The sequence below is a fragment of the Vibrio sp. L3-7 genome, assembly GCF_963898195.1.
GTDB lineage: Bacteria > Pseudomonadota > Gammaproteobacteria > Enterobacterales > Vibrionaceae > Vibrio > Vibrio echinoideorum.
In genome coordinates, this window is sequence record NZ_CAWQUW010000074.1 from 186738 (window position 1) to 206150 (window position 19413).

A 19413-nucleotide genomic window follows, 5' to 3' on the forward strand; every position below is an offset into this window, starting at 1 on the left:
CTTAATAACTAAGACAGGAAGCAGCTAGAAAATAAAATGAGTCTGTACTTACATTGTAGGGATTAGGTACTGATTCCAGAAAGCCGATACATTATTTATGTATCGGCTTTTTCTTTTGTCCTTTAATTTTATAAAAAGATAAAAGAAAGGGTTGTTTTTAAAATGTCATTTGATAATAATTATCATTAACATCCAATAAAGAGATGCAGATGATGATGAAAGAGCAACAGGTACTCTATTCGAGGTTTTACAAGGCACAGGATCGCTTTACTTCACCAGAGCAACTTCAAGGCAACGAACCCACGGTAATTCGAGACTATATCGAATGCGCACTGACGCTTTCAGCTTATTATGAAAAGCACGCCGCCCAAGAAAATATCTTGTTGTGTGAACTGTACCTACGCCAAACTTTCTTCCACTTAATTGAAGCTATCGAGTCCCCTGACCGCAGTTTCGCCTTTCGTCATATCTGCCTAGACTCTATTCACTCACCACTATTTTATCTGAAACGCCACTACTGCCAGCAACCTCAAGGCCAAGCGCGTTTTTTGAATCTCAGCCAAACACTACAACAAGTCCAAGCCCCACTTGGCTAACAAGGATAGAACATGACCCTACAATTTCGAATTGAAAAAGACAGCATGGGCGAAGTTAAAGTCCCTGCCGATGCGCTGTACCAAGCGCAAACTCAGCGAGCCGCGGATAACTTCGCGTTTAGCTCCCACAGGATGCCAACCAATTTCATTCAAGCACTGGCGTTAATTAAGCAGGCCGCTGCCGATACCAATGCTCAGTTAGGCTTGTTAGAAGGTGATATTGCCAACGCGATTGCCGAAGCCAGCCAAGAGATCATTGAGGGTAAACACCTCGAGCAATTCCCTATTGACGTTTACCAAACGGGTTCTGGTACCAGCTCTAACATGAACGTCAACGAAGTGATTGCCACATTAGCTTCAAGAAGCTTGCAAGGCGACGTGAACCCTAATGATCACGTCAACATGGGCCAAAGTAGTAACGATGTGGTACCAACCGCAATTCAAGTCAGTGTGGCTTTGATGGTCGAAAATAAGCTGTTACCTGCATTAACTCACCTTTCTGAATCGCTTGCCGTTAAGCAACAAGAGCTTGCTGAAATAGTAAAAACCGGTCGTACCCACCTAATGGATGCAATGCCAATTACCTTTGCACAGGAACTTGGTGGTTGGAAATTTCAAATTGAACACGCCAAGCAATCGATAGAGAACACCCTGCCAGCTATTAAGGCTTTAGCTCAAGGCGGAACCGCAGTCGGTACAGGGATAAATGCTGACCCACGTTTTGCCGATAAATTTGCGAGTAACCTGTCTCAAACAACAAAGATCAGTTTTACCTCGAGTGAAAACTTCTTTTTTAACCTCAGCAGCCAAGACGCGATCGTTGCATTGTCTGGTCAGCTTAAAACTGCAGCAGTTGCGATCATGAAGATCTCAAACGATCTTCGTTGGATGAACTCCGGACCGCTGGCTGGCTTAGGTGAAATTGAATTGCAGGCTCTACAGCCAGGTTCATCGATCATGCCCGGAAAAGTAAACCCTGTGATTCCAGAGGCAGCTGCAATGGCGGCAGCACAAGTGATTGGCAATGACACCACCATTACGGTGGCTGGACAATCGGGTAACTTCCAACTGAATGTGATGTTGCCGGTGATTGCTCATAACGCGTTAGAAAGTATTGAATTGTTGGCAAACAGCTCTGTCGCATTAGCTGACAAAGCGATTGCCACCTTCACGGTACGCCAAGACAATCTCGACTTGGCGCTGTCAAAGAATCCAATTCTCGTGACAGCCCTAAACCCTGTAATTGGTTACCTCAAAGCGGCGGATATTGCCAAGAAGGCTTACAAAGAAGGCTTACCGATTCTTGATGTTGCGGAAAGAGAAACCGACCTTAGCCGAGAAGAACTCAGCAAGCTTCTTGATCCAACCACACTGACGCAGGGTGGAATCGCAGGCTAGTTAGTTAGTTAGTTAGCAAGAAAATAAGAACTAACGATCCTTACTGAAACAAAAAGGCCTCATACGAGGCCTTTTTTACATCCGTTCATTAATTAGGAATTCGAGCTGATTATTCTTAACTAACTCACCCGATTTAGAACCGCTCTTAATTTTAGCGGTTTCACGGGCTTAGCAATAAAGCTAAAGCTATTGGCCTTTATCGCTGCCAACATGTCATCAGTTCTGTCCGCACTAATAATGACGCCCTCAAAAGAATCACCAAGACGTAGGCGGCACTGCTGTAAGACTTCAAGTCCAGTTCTGCCATTATCTAAACGATAATCAGAGAAAATCACATCTGGATGCCATTCATCGTCTAAACACTTTAAGCTTTCAACCAAATCAACAGCCGTCTTAACCTCACAGCCCCAACGACCAATCAGGTTTTCCATACCGACTAATATTTCTCGTTCATTATCGACACACAATATTTTCAAGTGTTCGATATCACTGGTCGCCATTGGTGTCGAAACTTGCACAACCGGAGCAACCTGTTCGGCTCTCGCTAACGTGATGGAAAAAACACTGCCTTGCCCTGGCCATGATCGCATTGATATTTGGTGACCCAAGACATGAGCGATGCCTTTAGAAATCGCGAGCCCTAACCCCAAGCCTTGATCGGCACGAACTTGGCTACCACGGGTAAACTCTTCGAAGATTTCCTGCTGCTTATCTTCATCGATACCGGTTCCGTTATCCCATACATCGATTCGCACCTGGCCGTTAACTCGCCTCGCTCCAAGCACCACTTTCCCTTCAGGGTTATAACGAAAGGCGTTAGTCAAAAAGTTCTGAATAACACGTCTTAATAACTTAGGGTCAGAGTGAATAAACAGAGATGAAGGGATCATCTTGAACTGGATTTTTTGTTGTGTCGCCAAAGCACTAAATTCAGCATTCAAATGGATAAGAACATCATGCACGGCAATAGCATGAACATTGGTTTCTAATTTTCCCGACTCCAATCGAGAGATATCTAATAAATCACCAATCAAGTCTTCAGCAGCACCCAGTGCACTTTCGATATGGGATGAAAGCTGCTTCACCTCTTGTTCTTTTGCTACCTCAGAGAGCGAAGAAGCAAACAAGCGAGCAGCATTCAGTGGTTGCATTAAATCGTGGCTAACCGCAGCAAGAAAACGACTCTTGGATTGTGATTCTTGATCCGAAATCTGAGTTGCTTTTACCAAGCGATGATTCAGTTTCTCGAGCTCTTGAGTTCGCTCATGCACTCTCGATTCCAAGCTTTCATTGGCATCTTTTAGCGCTTGCTCTGCTTGTCTGAACACCGTGATGTCGGTAAAGCTCATCACAAAGCCACCACTTGGCATCGGGTTACCTTGCACTTCAATGACTCGGCCATCAGGACGAATACGAGAAGAGGTATGTCGGGTGCCTTGTTCAAGGTGATAAACACGACGTCGAACGTGATCTTCTGGGTCACCCGGACCACACAAACCTTGTTCAGCATTATGACGAATAACGTCAGCAATCGGTCGGCCTACTTGAATCAACCCGGCCGGAAATTCAAACAGTTCTAAATAACGCTGATTCCACGCTACCAAGCGCATCTGTTTATCCACCACCGCAATACCTTGGCCAATATGCTCGATTGCACCTTGCAGTAAGCCACGACTAAAATCATATAGCTCAGAGGCTTCATCAACAATAGTTGCAACCTCTTCAAGTTGCATGTTTCTGCCTTGCAACGCAGAAGTGAGTACTAACTTAGCAGAAGAGGCACCAAACACACCCGCAAGCACGCGTTCTGCATGTCGAATCAGGCTTGCAGGCGCTTGTTGATTAGGAAGCAGCGGTTGACCGTGTTGTTGCCAATAACTGTGTAAGGCACTTTTTGCTCGTTTTCGACCAACAAAACGAGACGCGAGCATCTCCAATTCAGCCACTGTTACACGGCTCTGATAGAGGCTTATATTTTCATTCTCAGGTAACGGTGTACCAACAAATGCCGCTGATTGTAAGCGCTCACTTAGGCTTGGTCTTGTCATCATCGAAACCACGACATAACACAGGGTGTTGAGCACAATACTCAATACGATGCCCCAGTTTGAGCTACTGATATCCCAGCTACTTAGTAATTCTGGCGGCGTAATAATCCACAACAATAGGTTGCTCTCGCTATCACCTGCCAACATGCTGGTTTGGCTCATCAAGGTAATAAGCCAAATAACTGAACCTACCAATAAACCTACATAAACCCCCTTTCGATTCCCTGGCCGCCAATACAAGCCACCAAGCAATGCCGGTGCAAACTGCGCGATGGCAGCAAACGAAAGAAAGCCAATCGCCGACAAGGAATGAATCGTATCAAGTGCCTGATAAAACACCCAAGCGCCGAGTAAAAGTAGGAGGATCAATCCGCGACGAATCACCAATAACAAACCAGAAAAATGCTTATGGGTTCTTTGGGTTAGACGCATACGACGCAACAGTAACGGCATCACCAAATCGTTCGATACCATGATCGCTAATGCGATGGTCGACACAATCACCATGCCACTGGCAGCGGAAGTACCACCCAGAAAAGCGAGCAGGGCAATATGATTAGCCCCTTCGGCCATTGGCACACTGATGACATAGGTATCGGCAGGCATGTTAGTGAGTAACCCCTGACCTGCCCAAGCAATAGGCAGAACGAACAGCCCCATCAAGATAAGGTAAACTGGGAATAACCAACGTGCCGTATGCAAATCTTGCGGGCGTTCGTTCTCAACCACCATGGTATGGAACTGACGAGGTAAACAAACAATAGCCAGCATGGTTAAAACGGTATGGATGATTAAGGTCGGAATATTGGGCGATTCATAGGTGGAAGCTGCAACATCAAGCAGGTCAATTTTATCGCTACTCATCGCCAGATAAATGATAAACAAACCGACAATTAAAAATGCCACGAGCTTAACAATAGATTCAAATGCCACTGCCATCATCATGCCACGGTGATGTTCTGTGTTGTCGATGTGTCGAGTACCAAACAGCATCGTAAAAATAGCTAAAGCACCAACAACAAACCAAGAAACATGATAATCCTGATAACCAAAATCAGCCGCGAGGTTAGGGGCGACAATATCCAAGCCCATGGTAATACCACGAAGTTGTAGTGCGATATAAGGAAGAATACCGACGACGGCAATAATGGTTACGGCAACCGCCAATCCTTGTGATTTTCCGTAACGAGCCGCGATAAAGTCAGCAATTGAAGTGATATGTTCACGCTTCGCAATTAGGATCAGCCGAGCTAAGATCCGCCACCCTAGCGTAAACACCAAAATAGGCGCGAGATAAATGGGTAAAAAGGACCAAGGGTTATTACTGGCCTGCCCGACCGTGCCATAGAAGGTCCACGAGGTACAATACACCGCGATAGAAAGGCTATAAATCCACGGGCGCCAACGCGATAGCCAACGAACCTGCCTGTCTCCATACCAAGCGATCAGAAATAACACGCCCAAGTAGGCTAAAGAGACTGGAACTACTACCCATCCTTGCATTGAAAACCCTTTCTTCATCCATAAAAAAACCTCTCCATAAGGGAGAGGTTTCATTTAACTAAGGATACGTCATTAACTCAATCGCATCGCTCAAATTCTGTGCTTTGGGCTTTAATTCTGAGCATCAGATTGAGCTGAGGCTGTTTGATTAACCTCAACCACTGAACTTCTTTCATCCAGTTTAATGAATAAGGCTAATCCGCCCATAGCAGCCATGCCCCAGAAAATATTCGCACCCCACAGTTCATACCCCCAACCACTCAAGGTCGTCATCAGTGCGATAAAAGCACCAAGAGGGATCGCATTATAAAGAGCTTGCAGCGCCACCATCTTGTTTTGCTCTTCAGATTGAATGTATTGAATCGCAGCAATATGAGCCATTGCGAATGTCACACCGTGCAGCAACTGAGCCACTATCAATACTGGAATCGCAATCGTTGATGCTGTGATACCCCAACGAGCCATTACCCCGATACCAGCTATCACAAACAGAGTGCGCAATGATAATCCAGCAAACAATCGCTTGCTCAGAGCAAATACAGCCACCTCAGCAACCACAGCCAAGCTCCACAGATAACCGATGATCGCCTCAGAGTGCCCCGCCTCTTTCCAGTAAATCGCACTAAAGCTGTAATACGCGGCGTGGCTTCCTTGAAGCAGTGCCATCAATGCAAGAAACTTCACTACCGACGATTCACGTAATAGTTGACCAAGTTTAGGTCTTTCAGCAACTTGCTCTGATTCTGTCACCGGCATTACGTTCGGGTTTCTCATCGCGAACAACAGAGAAACCAAAACTCCTGCCAGCGCAGTATACAAAATCATATCCGTGCCAAATTCAGCCACCAGATAACCAACCACCGTTGAACCTGCAATAAATGCAACTGAACCCCACAAACGTGTACGTCCGTAATCGAGCATCTTGAGACGGCTGTAATGGTTCGCCATTGCATCAGAAAGCGGAATAATCGGTCCATAGCAGAGGTTGAACATTACCGTTGCTAGCAGCATCAATAAAAAGCTACCACCAGTAAAGAAATGGAAACCAACAAATAATAGCGCGACAAAACTGAGGCAACGCAATGCTGGTATTAAATGCTCAACTTTATGGATACGCGGTGTTATCACAAAGTTGGCAACACAACGCGTAGCCAAACCCACACCAATTAATACGCCAATGTCCCCTGCAGAAACGCCTTGGTCTTCAAACCACAGCGCCCAAAATGGCAGATAAACGCCATAGGCAAAAAAGAAACCAAGAAAATACTGGGATATCCAGCCATAAGGGGAAGGACTAAACATAGGCGACCTATAAAAATGTGTGGAACAAGGAAGCGCCAATTATGCCTAGGTCGCATACGATGAAAAAGGGAATTATTACTAAGATAACATTCCCATATTGAACCCAATCGTCATTTCACACTTCAATCAAGATCATGCTTCAGCCAAGAACCACATTCGCATTTAGACTAAAGTCGTCTGGAGCTTCTCTGGTAATTTGTCAGACTGAGTAAAGACTCCCACTTGTTTCGATGCTTATGCCTGATAAATTTAATATGCAGCACCCACCCTTCGATAGTTTGTCCGATGCCGAACAGTTAACCCTGCGCTCTTCATTGGATGTGGTTTACTACCGAGCGCTCGAGGTGATATTGGAAGCTGACCGACCAAGTCGTCATCTGCATATTCTGATTAAAGGCGCCGTAGAAGAGCGGGCAAGTAGTGATGGTGAAATTTACGCACACTATGCCAATGACGATATTTTTGATGTACGCAGCCAATTCGAGGCTCATACCAAACACCAATATATTGCACTCGAAGATACCTTAAGCTATCTACTTCCAACCGATGTTTTTCTCAATCTTTACCACGCCAACGGGCAATTCGCGGCTTACTTTGATAGTAACTTATCGACACGAAAAGCATTGATTGAAGCAGCACAGCAACAACAAAACTTGGCCGAATTTATCTTGACCAAAGTGGATGAATCTATTTATCACCCACCACTGATACTAAAGCCGAATCAACCCATTAACCAAGTCACTCAAACCCTTAAAGAACAAGGTTTAGACTCAGCTTTGGTTCATTTGGATCATGATGTTCCAAAAGCTTTTGGAACATCATGTACCTTACCGTACGGAATCGTCACACGGACCAATTTATTACATGCTGTAATGCTGGATAATTTCCCACTAGATACCCCTGTCGGTGATATTGCGACCTTTCCGGTAATGCATGTCAATCAAGGCGATTTTTTGTTTAATGCCATGATTACCATGACCAGAAATCGTGTAAAAAGACTGATGGTTTGTGATGGTCTTAATGCGGTTGGTATGGTGGACATGACTCAAATTCTCAGTGCGTTTTCCACTCATTCACACGTTCTCACTTTACGTATTGCGCGAGCCACCAGCGTTGAAGAGTTGGCAATGGCATCCAACAAACAGCGTCAACTGGTCGAGAGCTTGCTCAGTAACGGGATTCGTACGCGCTTTATCATGGAGCTAATTTCTGCGGTCAACGAGCAGATCATTGAGAAAGCCTTTGAGCTCATCATTCCACCTGCGCTGCACAATCACTGTTGCTTAATCGTTCTGGGTTCTGAAGGCCGCGGAGAGCAAATTCTCAAAACCGATCAAGACAACGCGCTAATAATTCAAGATGGCTTGGAGTGGCATCAATGCCAAAGTGCCATGAACGATCTCACCCACACACTGCAGCAATTGGGCTATCCACTGTGCCCGGGCAATGTGATGGTCAACAACCCGAAATGGGTACATTCAGAAAAAGAGTGGAAACAAACGCTCACCCGTTGGGTAAAAAAAGCCACGCCAGACACCGTAATGGATATTGCCATCATGGCGGATGCACACGCTGTTGCGGGTAACAGAGAGTTATTAAAACCAGTAAAACAACACCTAAGTGATTTGATGTTGGGACAGGAGTTAATACTCACCGAATTTTGTCGCCCTGCCCTGAACTTTTCCGTTCCCCTCACCCTGTTTGGCAATGTTAAACAGTCCAAGTCAGGGCTCGATATCAAACAAGGCGGTATTTTCCCTATCGTGCATGGCATTCGGGCACTCAGCCTTGAGCATGGTGTCACGGTCAACAACACCTTTGAGCGGATAGAGCACCTAGTCGGCAAGAATGTATTGGAGCAAAGTACCGCCGATAACCTTAACGAAGCGCTCAAGCAATTCTTTAAGTGGCGCTTATCTCAGCGGTTATCCCAACAACACAGCAGCAATAAAATTAACGTGAAGTTGATGGAGCGAGCAGACAGGGATCTGCTTCGTCATAGCTTGCATGTGGTGAAGAAATTCAAGCAATGGCTAGGCTACCACTATCAGATAAGAGACTAGGCGGCTGAACGATGAATAGATTGGTTCGTTATTACTGGCATCACAAACTTAAAGGCTCTCCCTATCAGCCTTTTTTTGCCGCGCCTACCCATAATGAATATGTATCGCTCGATTGTGAAACCACCAGCCTCGACCCTAATCAGGCGGAATTAGTCACTATTGCCGCGACAAAGATCATCGGTAACCGAATCATTACCAGCCAACCTTTTGAAGTTCGACTACGAGCACCTCAGTCACTCGATTCCAATTCCATCAAAATCCATCGCATTCGTCATCAAGATCTAAAGCACGGCATAGAAGAGAAACAAGCTCTAATTGAGCTGCTGGATTTCATCGGTAATCGCCCTTTAGTCGGCTATCACATCCGCTACGATAAAAAAATTCTCGATCGCGCCTGTTTAAAACAACTCGGATTTCCATTGCCTAACCGATTAGTCGAAGTGAGCCTGCTCTATCAAGAAAAACTCGAAAGGCAGCTGCCCAATGCCTACTTCGATCTCAGTATGGACGCCATCTGCCGCCAACTGGATTTGCCTATCCCGGTCAATAAACATGATGCATTACAAGATGCTATCTCCGCAGCCCTGATCTTTGTTCGCCTTAAATACGGTGATTTACCTCGTTTCAACTCTTCTTATTCTTAATTCAACCATTACCTCTCTGCATAGAGAGCAATATCGCAAAAATGAACTTAACTCGCTATTTTCTAAGTGAAAAGCAGCGTCTCATCCTAAAGTCTAATTGTGGAAATCGCCGTCCTAGCCGAGAGTGATAGCACAACGACAGTCCTGTAATAGACTTAGAAACTGAACACAAAGGAAGTTGCCAGTTCATTAAGAATGTAGGCACAAGGAGAGATGCAATGAGTGAAGCCCACGTTTATCCGGTAAAAGAAAATATTAAATCAACGACGCACGCGGATAATGACACTTACCTAGCCATGTACCAACAATCTGTATCTGACCCTGAAGGCTTTTGGGGTGAACACGGAAAAATCGTTGATTGGATTAAACCTTTCACACAGGTAAAGAACACCTCTTTTGACCCTGGCCACATCGATATCCGCTGGTTTGAAGATGGCACGCTTAATGTTTCGGCTAACTGTATCGACCGTCACCTTGCTGAGCGCGGTGATGAAGTCGCCATCATCTGGGAAGGCGATGATCCGGCTGATGACAAAACTCTAACTTTTAATGAACTGCACAAAGATGTGTGCCTGTTTTCAAATGCTCTAAAAGAGCAAGGCGTACGCAAAGGCGATGTGGTTTGTTTATATATGCCAATGGTTCCTGAAGCGGCAGTGGCTATGCTGGCGTGTACACGTATCGGTGCTGTCCACACTGTGGTATTTGGCGGTTTCTCTCCAGAAGCACTGTCTGGTCGTATTATCGATTCCAACTCTAAAGTTGTTATCACTGCCGATGAAGGCGTGCGTGGTGGTCGTGCGGTTCCACTGAAGAAAAATGTCGACGAAGCACTCACCAACCCTGAAGTAAAAAACATCGAGAAGGTTTTCGTATTCAAACGCACTGGCGGCGATGTGGCGTGGCACGAACACCGTGATGTGTGGTGGCATGATGCTATCGCAAATGTATCGGCAGATTGCCCACCAGAAGAGATGAATGCGGAAGATCCTCTCTTCATTCTTTATACGTCTGGTTCCACAGGTAAGCCTAAAGGTGTAATGCACACGACAGGTGGCTACCTGGTTTATGCCGCAATGACCTTCAAATACGTATTCGATTACCAAGAAGGTGAAACTTTCTGGTGTACAGCGGATGTGGGTTGGATAACCGGACATACTTATCTTGTTTACGGGCCGCTTGCGAATGGTGCAAAAACCATTCTGTTTGAAGGCGTGCCTAATTACCCGAACACAAGCCGTATGAGCGAAGTGGTCGATAAGCACCAAGTAAATATTCTTTATACAGCGCCAACCGCGATTCGAGCATTAATGGCCAAAGGCAATGAAGCCGTTGAAGGCACTTCTCGTGACAGTCTAAGAGTCATGGGGTCAGTAGGTGAACCTATTAACCCTGAAGCTTGGGAGTGGTACTACAAAACCATTGGTAACGAGCAGTCTCCGATTGTTGATACATGGTGGCAAACAGAAACAGGCGGTATCTTAATCGCACCATTGCCAGGCGCAACGGACTTAAAACCAGGTTCAGCGACTCGTCCATTCTTCGGTGTGCAACCAGCGCTTGTTGATAACATGGGCAACATCATTGAGGGAGCAACCGACGGCAACCTCGTGATTCTTGATTCTTGGCCTGGCCAAATGCGCACCGTTCATGGTGATCATGACCGTTTTGAACAGACTTACTTCTCTACGTTTAAGGGGATGTACTTCACCAGTGATGGCGCTCGTCGTGATGAAGACGGTTATTACTGGATTACTGGTCGTGTGGATGACGTGCTTAACGTATCTGGTCACCGTATGGGTACCGCAGAGATTGAATCAGCTCTAGTCGCATTCAATAAAATTGCAGAGGCAGCGATTGTGGGTATCCCTCATGATATTAAAGGCCAAGCAATTTACGCTTACATAACACTGAATGATGGCGAGTTCCCAACCGCAGAACTTCATAAAGAAGTGAAAGACTGGGTACGTAAAGAGATCGGCCCAATCGCAACACCAGATGTACTGCACTGGACAGATTCATTACCGAAAACGCGTTCGGGTAAAATTATGCGCCGTATCCTGCGTAAGATTGCCACAGGCGATACTGGTAACCTAGGTGATACTTCGACACTAGCAGACCCAAGTGTAGTAGATAAGCTTATTGCAGAGAAAGCAGAACTGGCATAAGCAACCTATTACATTAACTCATTACTGTTTAAAACAGCCCCTTTCTAAACCGTCACCTATGTGGCGGTTTTTTTATGGCTGATCTTGATCTCAAATATCCTCTACAAAATTAAGGCTACGGCGATTTTTTGTTAAGTTGGTAACAACTCCATGCTGTCTCAATAGGAGATTAGACCAGTAAATTGCTGCGATTTGCGCTGAATTAGCTATAATCTGGTTCTAATTTTTAATTTTGGGTTTTTCTCACTGGAAATTAACCCCAAATTTTCAATAAAATGGCAACATTCACGTTCGTAATCACGATAAAGGAAGATAGCCCCACGATGTCTACAAAGTTTCGCATTCTAGTTTTAAATGGCCCAAACCTTAACCTGTTAGGCCTTAGAGAGCCCGCACACTACGGTTCTCAAACACTTGACCAGATTATTAGCTCCTTGACCGAGCAAGCGAAAGCACACGATGTTGAGCTATCTCACTTGCAGTCAAATCGCGAGTATGAGCTGATTGAAGCTATCCATAGTGCTTATCCAAATGTTGATTTCATTATTATCAACCCAGCGGCCTTTACACATACCAGTGTGGCACTGCGTGATGCACTACTTGGTGTTGCAATCCCATTTATTGAAGTTCATCTATCGAATGTTCACGCACGTGAACCATTCCGTCACCACTCTTACCTATCTGATAAAGCAGAAGGTGTGATTTGTGGCTTAGGTGCTCAAGGTTATCAATTTGCTTTGACAGCTGCGCTCAGCAAGCTCAACTCAAAGTAAACATAAACAACGAACTATTACTAACCTACTCAGTCATAGAGTAAGTTCAATTAACAGATAAAGAGAAAGAAACAATGGATATTCGCAAAATCAAAAAGCTAATCGAATTGGTTGAAGAGTCTGGCATTTCTGAGCTAGAAATCTCTGAAGGTGAAGAGTCAGTACGAATCAGTCGTAACAGCCCTGTATCTGCAGCGCCTATTCAATATGCAGCAGCACCAGCTCCTGTAGCAGCACCTGCTCCTGCGGCGGCACCTGTAGCAGCAGAAGCAGCAGCTCCTGCGGTTCCAGCTGGTCACCAAGTTCTTTCTCCAATGGTTGGTACTTTCTACGGCGCTCCAAGCCCAGATGCAAAACCATTCGTTAAGGTTGGTCAATCTGTAACTGCTGGCGAAACGCTATGTATCGTTGAAGCAATGAAAATGATGAACCAAATCGAAGCTGATAAATCTGGTGTTGTAACCGCTATTCTACTTGAAGACGGTCAACCAGTAGAATTCGACCAAGCTCTAGTAATTATCGAATAATAGAGAGCACTCATTATGTTAGATAAATTAGTAATCGCGAACCGTGGTGAAATTGCACTGCGTATTCTGCGTGCATGTAAAGAACTTGGTATTAAAACGGTAGCGGTTCACTCAACCGCTGACCGCGACCTTAAACACGTACTTCTTGCAGACGAAACTATTTGTATCGGTCCAGCTCGCGGTATCGATAGCTACCTGAATATTCCTCGTATCATCAGTGCAGCTGAAGTGACAGGCGCAGTGGCTATCCACCCAGGCTATGGCTTCCTATCTGAAAATGCAGACTTCGCAGAACAGGTAGAGCGCAGTGGCTTTATCTTCGTTGGCCCTAAAGCTGAAACCATTCGCATGATGGGTGACAAAGTGTCAGCTATCACGTCAATGAAGAAAGCTGGCGTACCTTGTGTACCAGGTTCAGACGGTCCTCTTGATAATGACGAAATAAAAAACAAAGCGCACGCTAAGCGCATTGGTTTCCCAGTTATCATCAAAGCATCTGGCGGCGGCGGCGGTCGTGGTATGCGTGTTGTTCGTTCTGAAAAAGAACTAACAGAAGCTATCGCAATGACTCGTGCGGAAGCAAAAGCGTGTTTCAATAACGACGTGGTTTACATGGAAAAGTTCCTAGAAAACCCACGTCACATTGAAGTACAAGTACTGGCTGATGGCCAAGGTAATGCTATCCACCTAGGTGAGCGTGATTGTTCTATGCAGCGTCGTCACCAGAAAGTTGTGGAAGAAGCCCCAGCACCAGGTATCACTGAAGAAATGCGTAAGTACATCGGTGACCGTTGTACTCGTGCATGTCTTGAGATTGGTTACCGCGGCGCAGGTACATTTGAATTCCTATACGAGAACGGTGAGTTCTACTTCATCGAAATGAACACTCGTATCCAGGTAGAGCACACGATTACTGAAATGGTAACGGGTATCGACCTAGTAAAAGAGCAACTTCGCATTGCTGCTGGTCAACCTCTATCATTCACACAGGATGATATTAAGCTGCGTGGCCACTCAATCGAATGTCGTATCAACGCGGAAGATCCTGTTCGTTTCCTACCATCTCCAGGTAAGATCACGCGCTTCCACGCTCCAGGCGGCATGGGTGTTCGTTGGGAATCTCACATCTATACTGGCTACACAGTACCACCACACTACGATTCAATGATTGGTAAGCTGATCACTTACGGTGAGAACCGTGATGTCGCTATCGCTCGAATGAAGAACGCATTGGGTGAGATGATTGTTGAAGGTATTAACGTTAATACTGAACTTCAGTTGGCTATTATGAACGACGAAAACTTCCAACACGGTGGTGCAAACATCCACTACCTTGAGAAGAAACTCGGTCTACAATAGAAGCTAGCCTTCAGTACCTCGTTCTTTTAAGAACATTCAAAATGCTCACTTCGGTGGGCATTTTTGTTTTTAAAGCACCCGAAAAGATCAATCTATAATCCCTATTATAATCCGTGGTGTTTTGGTGAATTTGCTCATATTTTCTGCTAGACTCGCCATCCAATTTTTCTCATATAGAAGATGCAGCCATGCCTTGGATTCAAATCAAGCTTAATGCGACCAATGAAAATGCCGAACAAATCGGCGACATGTTAATGGAAGAGACTGGCGCTCTTTCCGTAACTTTCCTGGATGCACAAGATACCCCTGTATTTGAGCCTCTGCCGGGTGAAACTCGCCTTTGGGGTGATACTGACATTCTCGCGCTATACGACGCTGAGACTGATACTGGTGTCGTCCTAGCACAGATTAAAGCAAGCAACATGTTCCCTGCTGACTTTGCTCATAAAGTAGAGCAAATCGAAGACAAAGATTGGGAACGTGAATGGATGGACAACTTCCACCCAATGAAGTTTGGTGAGCGTCTTTGGATCTGCCCAAGCTGGCGTGATATCCCAGAACCTGACGCAGTAAACGTCATGCTAGATCCAGGCCTTGCATTTGGTACGGGTACTCACCCAACTACAGCACTGTGTCTTGAGTGGCTAGAAGGCTTAGACCTTACCGGCAAAACCGTGATCGACTTCGGTTGTGGTTCAGGCATCCTAGCGATCGCTGCAATCAAACTTGGCGCTGAGAAAGTTATCGGGATCGACATTGATCCTCAAGCTTTACTCGCTTCAAAAGACAACGCACAACGCAATGGCGTTGCTGACCAACTGGACGTGTTCTTACCACAAGATCAACCTGAAGGTTTGCTTGCTGACGTTGTCGTTGCCAATATTCTTGCAGGCCCACTACGAGACCTTTCTAGCATCATCAAAGGCCTAATTAAGCCAAATGGCATGCTAGCGATGTCGGGTGTTTTAGATACACAAGCGGAAGATGTTGCGACTTATTATCGTGATGAGCTTCACATCGATCCGATCATCGAACAACAAGAGTGGTGTCGAATCTCAGGTCGCAAGCAAGGCTAGACAAGACTTTGGGTGCTAATTGATTGAATTTCATACAAATTACAAAAACAATTTGTAAATGCTCAAATATTAGTCTTTTCACGCAGCGAAAAAATGCGTAAAATGCGCGCCCTTGCTGGTACAGAACTGTGATGACGTTTTGAAAATCGGAAATTATCAACTTAAGAACAATCTAATCGTCGCTCCAATGGCTGGCGTAACGGATAGACCATTCCGTGAGTTGTGTCTTCGCTATGGTGCGGGGATGGCAGTCAGTGAAATGATGTCCTCCAATCCTAAGGTTTGGAAAACGTCGAAGTCTCAGCAGCGTATGGTACATGAAGGCGAATCGGGCATTCGTTCAGTACAAATCGCTGGTGCAGATCCACAGCTTATGGCCGAAGCTGCTCAATTTAATGTTAATAACGGTGCGCAAATCATCGATATCAATATGGGTTGTCCAGCAAAAAAAGTGAATAAGAAGCTTGCGGGCTCTGCCCTACTGCAGCATCCAGAACTCATAGAAGAGATCTTGAAGGCCGTAGTAAACGCTGTCGACGTTCCAGTAACGTTAAAGACTCGTACAGGCTGGGATACAGATAACAGAAACTGTGTCCAAATCGCTAAAATAGCCGAAGACTGCGGCATACAAGCACTTGCCCTTCACGGGAGAACTCGCGCTTGTATGTACAAAGGTGAGGCAGAATACAAACACATTAAAGCAGCGAAACAAGCAGTATCTATTCCGGTTATCGCTAACGGTGATATCGATAGTCCGGAAAAAGCTAAGTTTGTGCTGGAGTACACCGGCGCTGATGCTTTGATGATAGGTCGACCTGCCCAAGGACGTCCTTGGATTTTTAACGAAATCCTACACTATTTGGAAAACGGCACCACGATGGACCCGCTCCCGATTTCGGAAGTAAAGGACATCATGCTTGGCCATGTGAACGCTCTACATGAATTTTATGGCGAGTTTTTAGGCCCCCGAATTGCTCGTAAGCATGTGGGTTGGTATCTAAAAGAACATGAACAAGCGAGTGAGTTTCGCCGTACCTTCAACGCATTCGAAGCAGGTGATCTGCAGCTTGAGGCGCTAGAAGGTTTTTTTGATAACGTTGCACCATAATTACGAGAAGAGCTAGACCGAATATGTTCGAACAAAATCTGACTTCAGAAGCATTGACAGTAACTACAGTTACATCACAAGACCAAATCACGCAGAAGCCACTACGTGACTCAGTTAAAGCATCATTGAAAAATTACCTTGCTCAATTAAACGGTCAAGAAGTCAGCGAGTTATACGAATTAGTATTAGCTGAAGTTGAACAGCCACTACTAGACACTATCATGCAGTACACTCGCGGTAACCAGACTCGCGCAGCAACCATGATGGGTATTAACCGCGGTACTCTTCGCAAGAAACTTAAAAAATACGGCATGAACTAATCGTTCTTTCGTAATTTATTGAATTGAAAGCCAAGCTCATTTATTGAGTTTGGCTTTTTTTTTACCAGCAGGCTCTTGATAGGTGGCTAATTACTCTCCAGTACGGCCACAGCGCCCTTTATCAACATTTGCTGAGTCTAAGGCCGCCAAAATCGAACAATGGCTAGCATCGTCGTCTATGTGACCACAGCACGCATCATTAATCTTTTTAAGCGCCGTGCGAATCTTGGTTAACTCAGACATTTTCTCATCAATCATCTCTAACTTTGCTGACGTAATCGACTTCACTTCCGCACAACTGTGTTGCGTCGCTTCCAAGCGAATCTCGAGCAATTCTTTGATTTCATCCAAACTCAGCCCTAACTCTTTAGATTTGAGAATAAACGTCACCTGTTTCTGGTTATTTTCATCATATAGGCGATAACCCGACTCACTGCGACTGGCTGGCGCGATCAGGTTATTTTTCTCATAAAATCGTAAGGTATCGGCTGTCACACCGCATCGTTTCGCTAATTCACCGATCTGAAACATGTTTTTTCCTACTGTTTCGTCCATTCCACAATTAACCTTATCGTTACTTTTTAGGCTGAAATGGCACTTTTCATAATTAATTTTGAGATGCCAAACGATTGCGCGAGCTTTTTTGTAATAAATTAGTTAGAATCTGCGCCATCAAATTTGGAGTTGGTTATCTTATAGCTTAATCATAAGACTGACCCAAAAGGTCTTTACCAAAACTGGCCAATATTTTATCTCTTACTGGTATCTTAGATAATCCACGCTAAGAAGATAGAAACAAGTTCTTTTTTGGCAAATATCTTTATTTTAACCCCATGAATTTGAGGAAGATGGAAGCATGAATAACGCTCGTCCAATTCGCCGCGCTCTAATCAGCGTATCAGACAAAACTGGTATCGTTGAATTTGCACAAGCTCTTGCTAACCGTGGTGTAGATATCTTATCTACCGGTGGCACTGCTCGCCTGCTTGCTGAAAAAGGCATCTCTGTTACAGAAGTATCTGATTACACTGGTTTCCCAGAAATGATGGATGGCCGTGTTAAGACTCTGCACCCAAAAGTTCATGGTGGTGTTCTAGGCCGTCGTGGCCAAGATGATGACGTGATGAAAACTCACGGTATCAACCCTATCGATATGGTTGTTGTAAACCTATACCCATTCGCAGAAACCGTTGCTAAAGAAGGTTGTACCCTTGCTGACGCCGTTGAGAACATCGACATCGGCGGTCCAACAATGGTTCGCTCTGCAGCGAAAAACCACAAAGACGTAGCGATCGTTGTAAACGCACACGACTACGAGCGCGTTGTGACTGAAATGGACGCTAACGAGAAATCTCTGACTCTAGAGACTCGCTTCGACCTCGCTATCGCAGCATTCGAGCACACCGCTTCTTACGACGGCATGATCGCTAACTACTTCGGCACTATGGTTCCTAGCTACGGCGAGAACAAAGAAGGTGACGAAGAGTCTAAATTCCCTCGCACGTTCAACCAACAGTTCGAGAAGAAACAAGACATGCGCTACGGTGAGAACAGCCACCAAGCAGCGGCATTCTACGTTGAAGCGAACCCTGAAGAAGCATCTGTTTCTACTGCTCGCCAAATTCAAGGCAAAGCCCTTTCTTACAACAACATCGCTGACACTGACGCAGCACTTGAATGTGTGAAAGAGTTCGATCAGCCAGCATGTGTAATTGTTAAGCACGCTAACCCATGTGGTGTTGCACTAGGTGAAGACATCCTCGAAGCTTACGACCGCGCATTCAAAACAGACCCAACGTCTGCATTTGGCGGCATCATCGCATTCAACCGTGAACTAGACGCAGCAACAGCAACGGCTATCACTGAGCGTCAATTCGTTGAAGTTATCATTGCACCTTCTGTTTCTGCTGAAGCAGTAGCAATCGTAGCGACTAAGAAAAACCTTCGCCTACTTGAGTGTGGCGAGTGGACAACGAAGACAACTGGCTTTGACGTGAAACGCGTTAACGGCGGCCTATTAGTTCAAGATCGCGACCAAGGCATGGTGTCAGAAGACGACCTGAAAGTAGTTTCTAAGCGTCAACCAACCGCTGAAGAGCTGAAAGATGCGTTATTCTGCTGGAAAGTAGCGAAGTACGTTAAATCTAACGCTATCGTTTACTCGAAAGGCGACATGACGATTGGTGTCGGCGCTGGCCAAATGAGCCGCGTTTACTCTGCGAAAATCGCAGGCATCAAAGCTGCTGACGAAGGTTTGGTTGTTGAAGGATGTGCAATGGCATCAGATGCATTCTTCCCATTCCGTGACGGTATCGACGCGGCAGCTGAAGCGGGTATCAAGTGCGTTATCCAACCGGGTGGCTCTATGCGTGATGACGAAGTTATCGCAGCAGCAGACGAACACGGCATGGCGATGATCTTTACGGGCATGCGTCACTTCCGCCACTAATATTTAGTTCACCTAAACAATTAGTAGCTATCGAGCCTCTCAATTTTGAGGGGCTTTTAAGAATTAAAGACTTAAGGAT

The 19413-nt window shown here is 45.4% G+C and carries 15 protein-coding genes; 12 read left to right on the top strand and 3 right to left on the bottom strand.

All coding sequences use genetic code 11. From position 1 onward, the window contains the following. Positions 1-209: 209 nt before the first annotated feature. Positions 210-596: a hypothetical protein gene (locus AACW75_RS26330; protein WP_145570039.1), complete on the top strand. Its 387-nt coding sequence runs from the start codon at positions 210-212 to the stop codon at positions 594-596. 12 nt (positions 597-608) lie between these two features. After that, entirely contained in the window at positions 609-1994 is a 1386-nt protein-coding gene (locus AACW75_RS26335; RefSeq protein ID WP_145570040.1) for a class II fumarate hydratase, read from the top strand. 119 nt (positions 1995-2113) lie between these two features. On the opposite strand, the gene AACW75_RS26340 is transcribed toward AACW75_RS26335, so the two are convergent. Then, on the bottom strand, positions 2114-5545 hold the full coding sequence (locus AACW75_RS26340) for a hybrid sensor histidine kinase/response regulator (RefSeq protein ID WP_102447479.1): 3432 nt from the start codon (positions 5543-5545) through the stop codon (positions 2114-2116). 111 nt (positions 5546-5656) lie between these two features. Next, positions 5657-6847: a 3-phenylpropionate MFS transporter gene (locus AACW75_RS26345; RefSeq protein ID WP_102447473.1), complete on the bottom strand. Its 1191-nt coding sequence runs from the start codon at positions 6845-6847 to the stop codon at positions 5657-5659. A gap of 230 nt (positions 6848-7077) precedes the next feature. Between AACW75_RS26345 and AACW75_RS26350 the strand changes: the two genes are divergently transcribed. The 9 genes from AACW75_RS26350 (at position 7078) to fis (ending at position 16885) form a co-directional block, all read left to right on the top strand. Continuing rightward, positions 7078-8910, top strand: a complete 1833-nt coding sequence (locus AACW75_RS26350) for a DUF294 nucleotidyltransferase-like domain-containing protein (protein ID WP_145570041.1) — start codon at positions 7078-7080, stop codon at positions 8908-8910. Positions 8911-8921: 11 nt separating this feature from the next. Further along, positions 8922-9554 (top strand): 3'-5' exonuclease, encoded by a 633-nt coding sequence (locus AACW75_RS26355; protein WP_065682705.1) that lies wholly within the window; start codon positions 8922-8924, stop codon positions 9552-9554. Positions 9555-9772: 218 nt separating this feature from the next. Next, entirely contained in the window at positions 9773-11722 is a 1950-nt protein-coding gene (acs, locus tag AACW75_RS26360) for an acetate--CoA ligase (protein ID WP_102551337.1), read from the top strand. A gap of 323 nt (positions 11723-12045) precedes the next feature. Next, entirely contained in the window at positions 12046-12495 is a 450-nt protein-coding gene (aroQ, locus tag AACW75_RS26365; RefSeq protein WP_145570042.1) for a type II 3-dehydroquinate dehydratase, read from the top strand. Positions 12496-12569: 74 nt separating this feature from the next. Then, complete coding sequence (accB, locus tag AACW75_RS26370) at positions 12570-13022, top strand: acetyl-CoA carboxylase biotin carboxyl carrier protein (RefSeq protein ID WP_017073767.1); 453 nt, start codon at positions 12570-12572, stop codon at positions 13020-13022. A 15-nt stretch (positions 13023-13037) separates the two neighbouring features. Next, positions 13038-14381, top strand: coding sequence for an acetyl-CoA carboxylase biotin carboxylase subunit (accC, locus tag AACW75_RS26375; protein WP_017073768.1), 1344 nt, complete (start codon positions 13038-13040; stop codon positions 14379-14381). Positions 14382-14569: 188 nt separating this feature from the next. Further along, complete coding sequence (gene prmA, locus AACW75_RS26380; protein WP_017073769.1) at positions 14570-15457, top strand: 50S ribosomal protein L11 methyltransferase; 888 nt, start codon at positions 14570-14572, stop codon at positions 15455-15457. Positions 15458-15596: 139 nt separating this feature from the next. Beyond that, complete coding sequence (gene dusB, locus AACW75_RS26385; protein ID WP_032497690.1) at positions 15597-16565, top strand: tRNA dihydrouridine synthase DusB; 969 nt, start codon at positions 15597-15599, stop codon at positions 16563-16565. Positions 16566-16588: 23 nt separating this feature from the next. Beyond that, positions 16589-16885: a DNA-binding transcriptional regulator Fis gene (gene fis / locus AACW75_RS26390; RefSeq protein ID WP_004729744.1), complete on the top strand. Its 297-nt coding sequence runs from the start codon at positions 16589-16591 to the stop codon at positions 16883-16885. Between the two features lie 90 nt (positions 16886-16975). On the opposite strand, the gene zntR is transcribed toward fis, so the two are convergent. Beyond that, positions 16976-17416 carry a Zn(2+)-responsive transcriptional regulator gene (gene zntR / locus AACW75_RS26395; protein WP_029224887.1) on the bottom strand — a complete coding sequence of 147 codons (441 nt, stop codon included), beginning with the start codon at positions 17414-17416 and terminating at the stop codon, positions 16976-16978. Positions 17417-17741: 325 nt separating this feature from the next. Between zntR and purH the strand changes: the two genes are divergently transcribed. Next, a complete protein-coding gene (purH, locus tag AACW75_RS26400; protein WP_145570043.1) occupies positions 17742-19334 on the top strand; it encodes a bifunctional phosphoribosylaminoimidazolecarboxamide formyltransferase/IMP cyclohydrolase in 1593 nt (530 codons plus the stop codon). Positions 19335-19413: the final 79 nt, after the last annotated feature.

What these genes read in the sequence shown, in the direction of transcription:
- accB (WP_017073767.1), top strand. Translation starts at nt 12,570, where the DNA reads ATGGATATTCGCAAAATCAAAAAGCTAATCGAATTGGTTGAAGAGTCT.
- aroQ (WP_145570042.1), top strand. Translation starts at nt 12,046, where the DNA reads ATGTCTACAAAGTTTCGCATTCTAGTTTTAAATGGCCCAAACCTTAAC.
- AACW75_RS26340 (WP_102447479.1), bottom strand. Translation starts at nt 5,545, where the DNA reads ATGCAAGGATGGGTAGTAGTTCCAGTCTCTTTAGCCTACTTGGGCGTG.
- AACW75_RS26330 (WP_145570039.1), top strand. Translation starts at nt 210, where the DNA reads ATGATGATGAAAGAGCAACAGGTACTCTATTCGAGGTTTTACAAGGCA.
- prmA (WP_017073769.1), top strand. Translation starts at nt 14,570, where the DNA reads ATGCCTTGGATTCAAATCAAGCTTAATGCGACCAATGAAAATGCCGAA.
- AACW75_RS26335 (WP_145570040.1), top strand. Translation starts at nt 609, where the DNA reads ATGACCCTACAATTTCGAATTGAAAAAGACAGCATGGGCGAAGTTAAA.
- AACW75_RS26355 (WP_065682705.1), top strand. Translation starts at nt 8,922, where the DNA reads ATGAATAGATTGGTTCGTTATTACTGGCATCACAAACTTAAAGGCTCT.
- purH (WP_145570043.1), top strand. Translation starts at nt 17,742, where the DNA reads ATGAATAACGCTCGTCCAATTCGCCGCGCTCTAATCAGCGTATCAGAC.
- AACW75_RS26345 (WP_102447473.1), bottom strand. Translation starts at nt 6,847, where the DNA reads ATGTTTAGTCCTTCCCCTTATGGCTGGATATCCCAGTATTTTCTTGGT.
- zntR (WP_029224887.1), bottom strand. Translation starts at nt 17,416, where the DNA reads ATGTTTCAGATCGGTGAATTAGCGAAACGATGCGGTGTGACAGCCGAT.
- accC (WP_017073768.1), top strand. Translation starts at nt 13,038, where the DNA reads ATGTTAGATAAATTAGTAATCGCGAACCGTGGTGAAATTGCACTGCGT.
- acs (WP_102551337.1), top strand. Translation starts at nt 9,773, where the DNA reads ATGAGTGAAGCCCACGTTTATCCGGTAAAAGAAAATATTAAATCAACG.
- fis (WP_004729744.1), top strand. Translation starts at nt 16,589, where the DNA reads ATGTTCGAACAAAATCTGACTTCAGAAGCATTGACAGTAACTACAGTT.
- AACW75_RS26350 (WP_145570041.1), top strand. Translation starts at nt 7,078, where the DNA reads ATGCTTATGCCTGATAAATTTAATATGCAGCACCCACCCTTCGATAGT.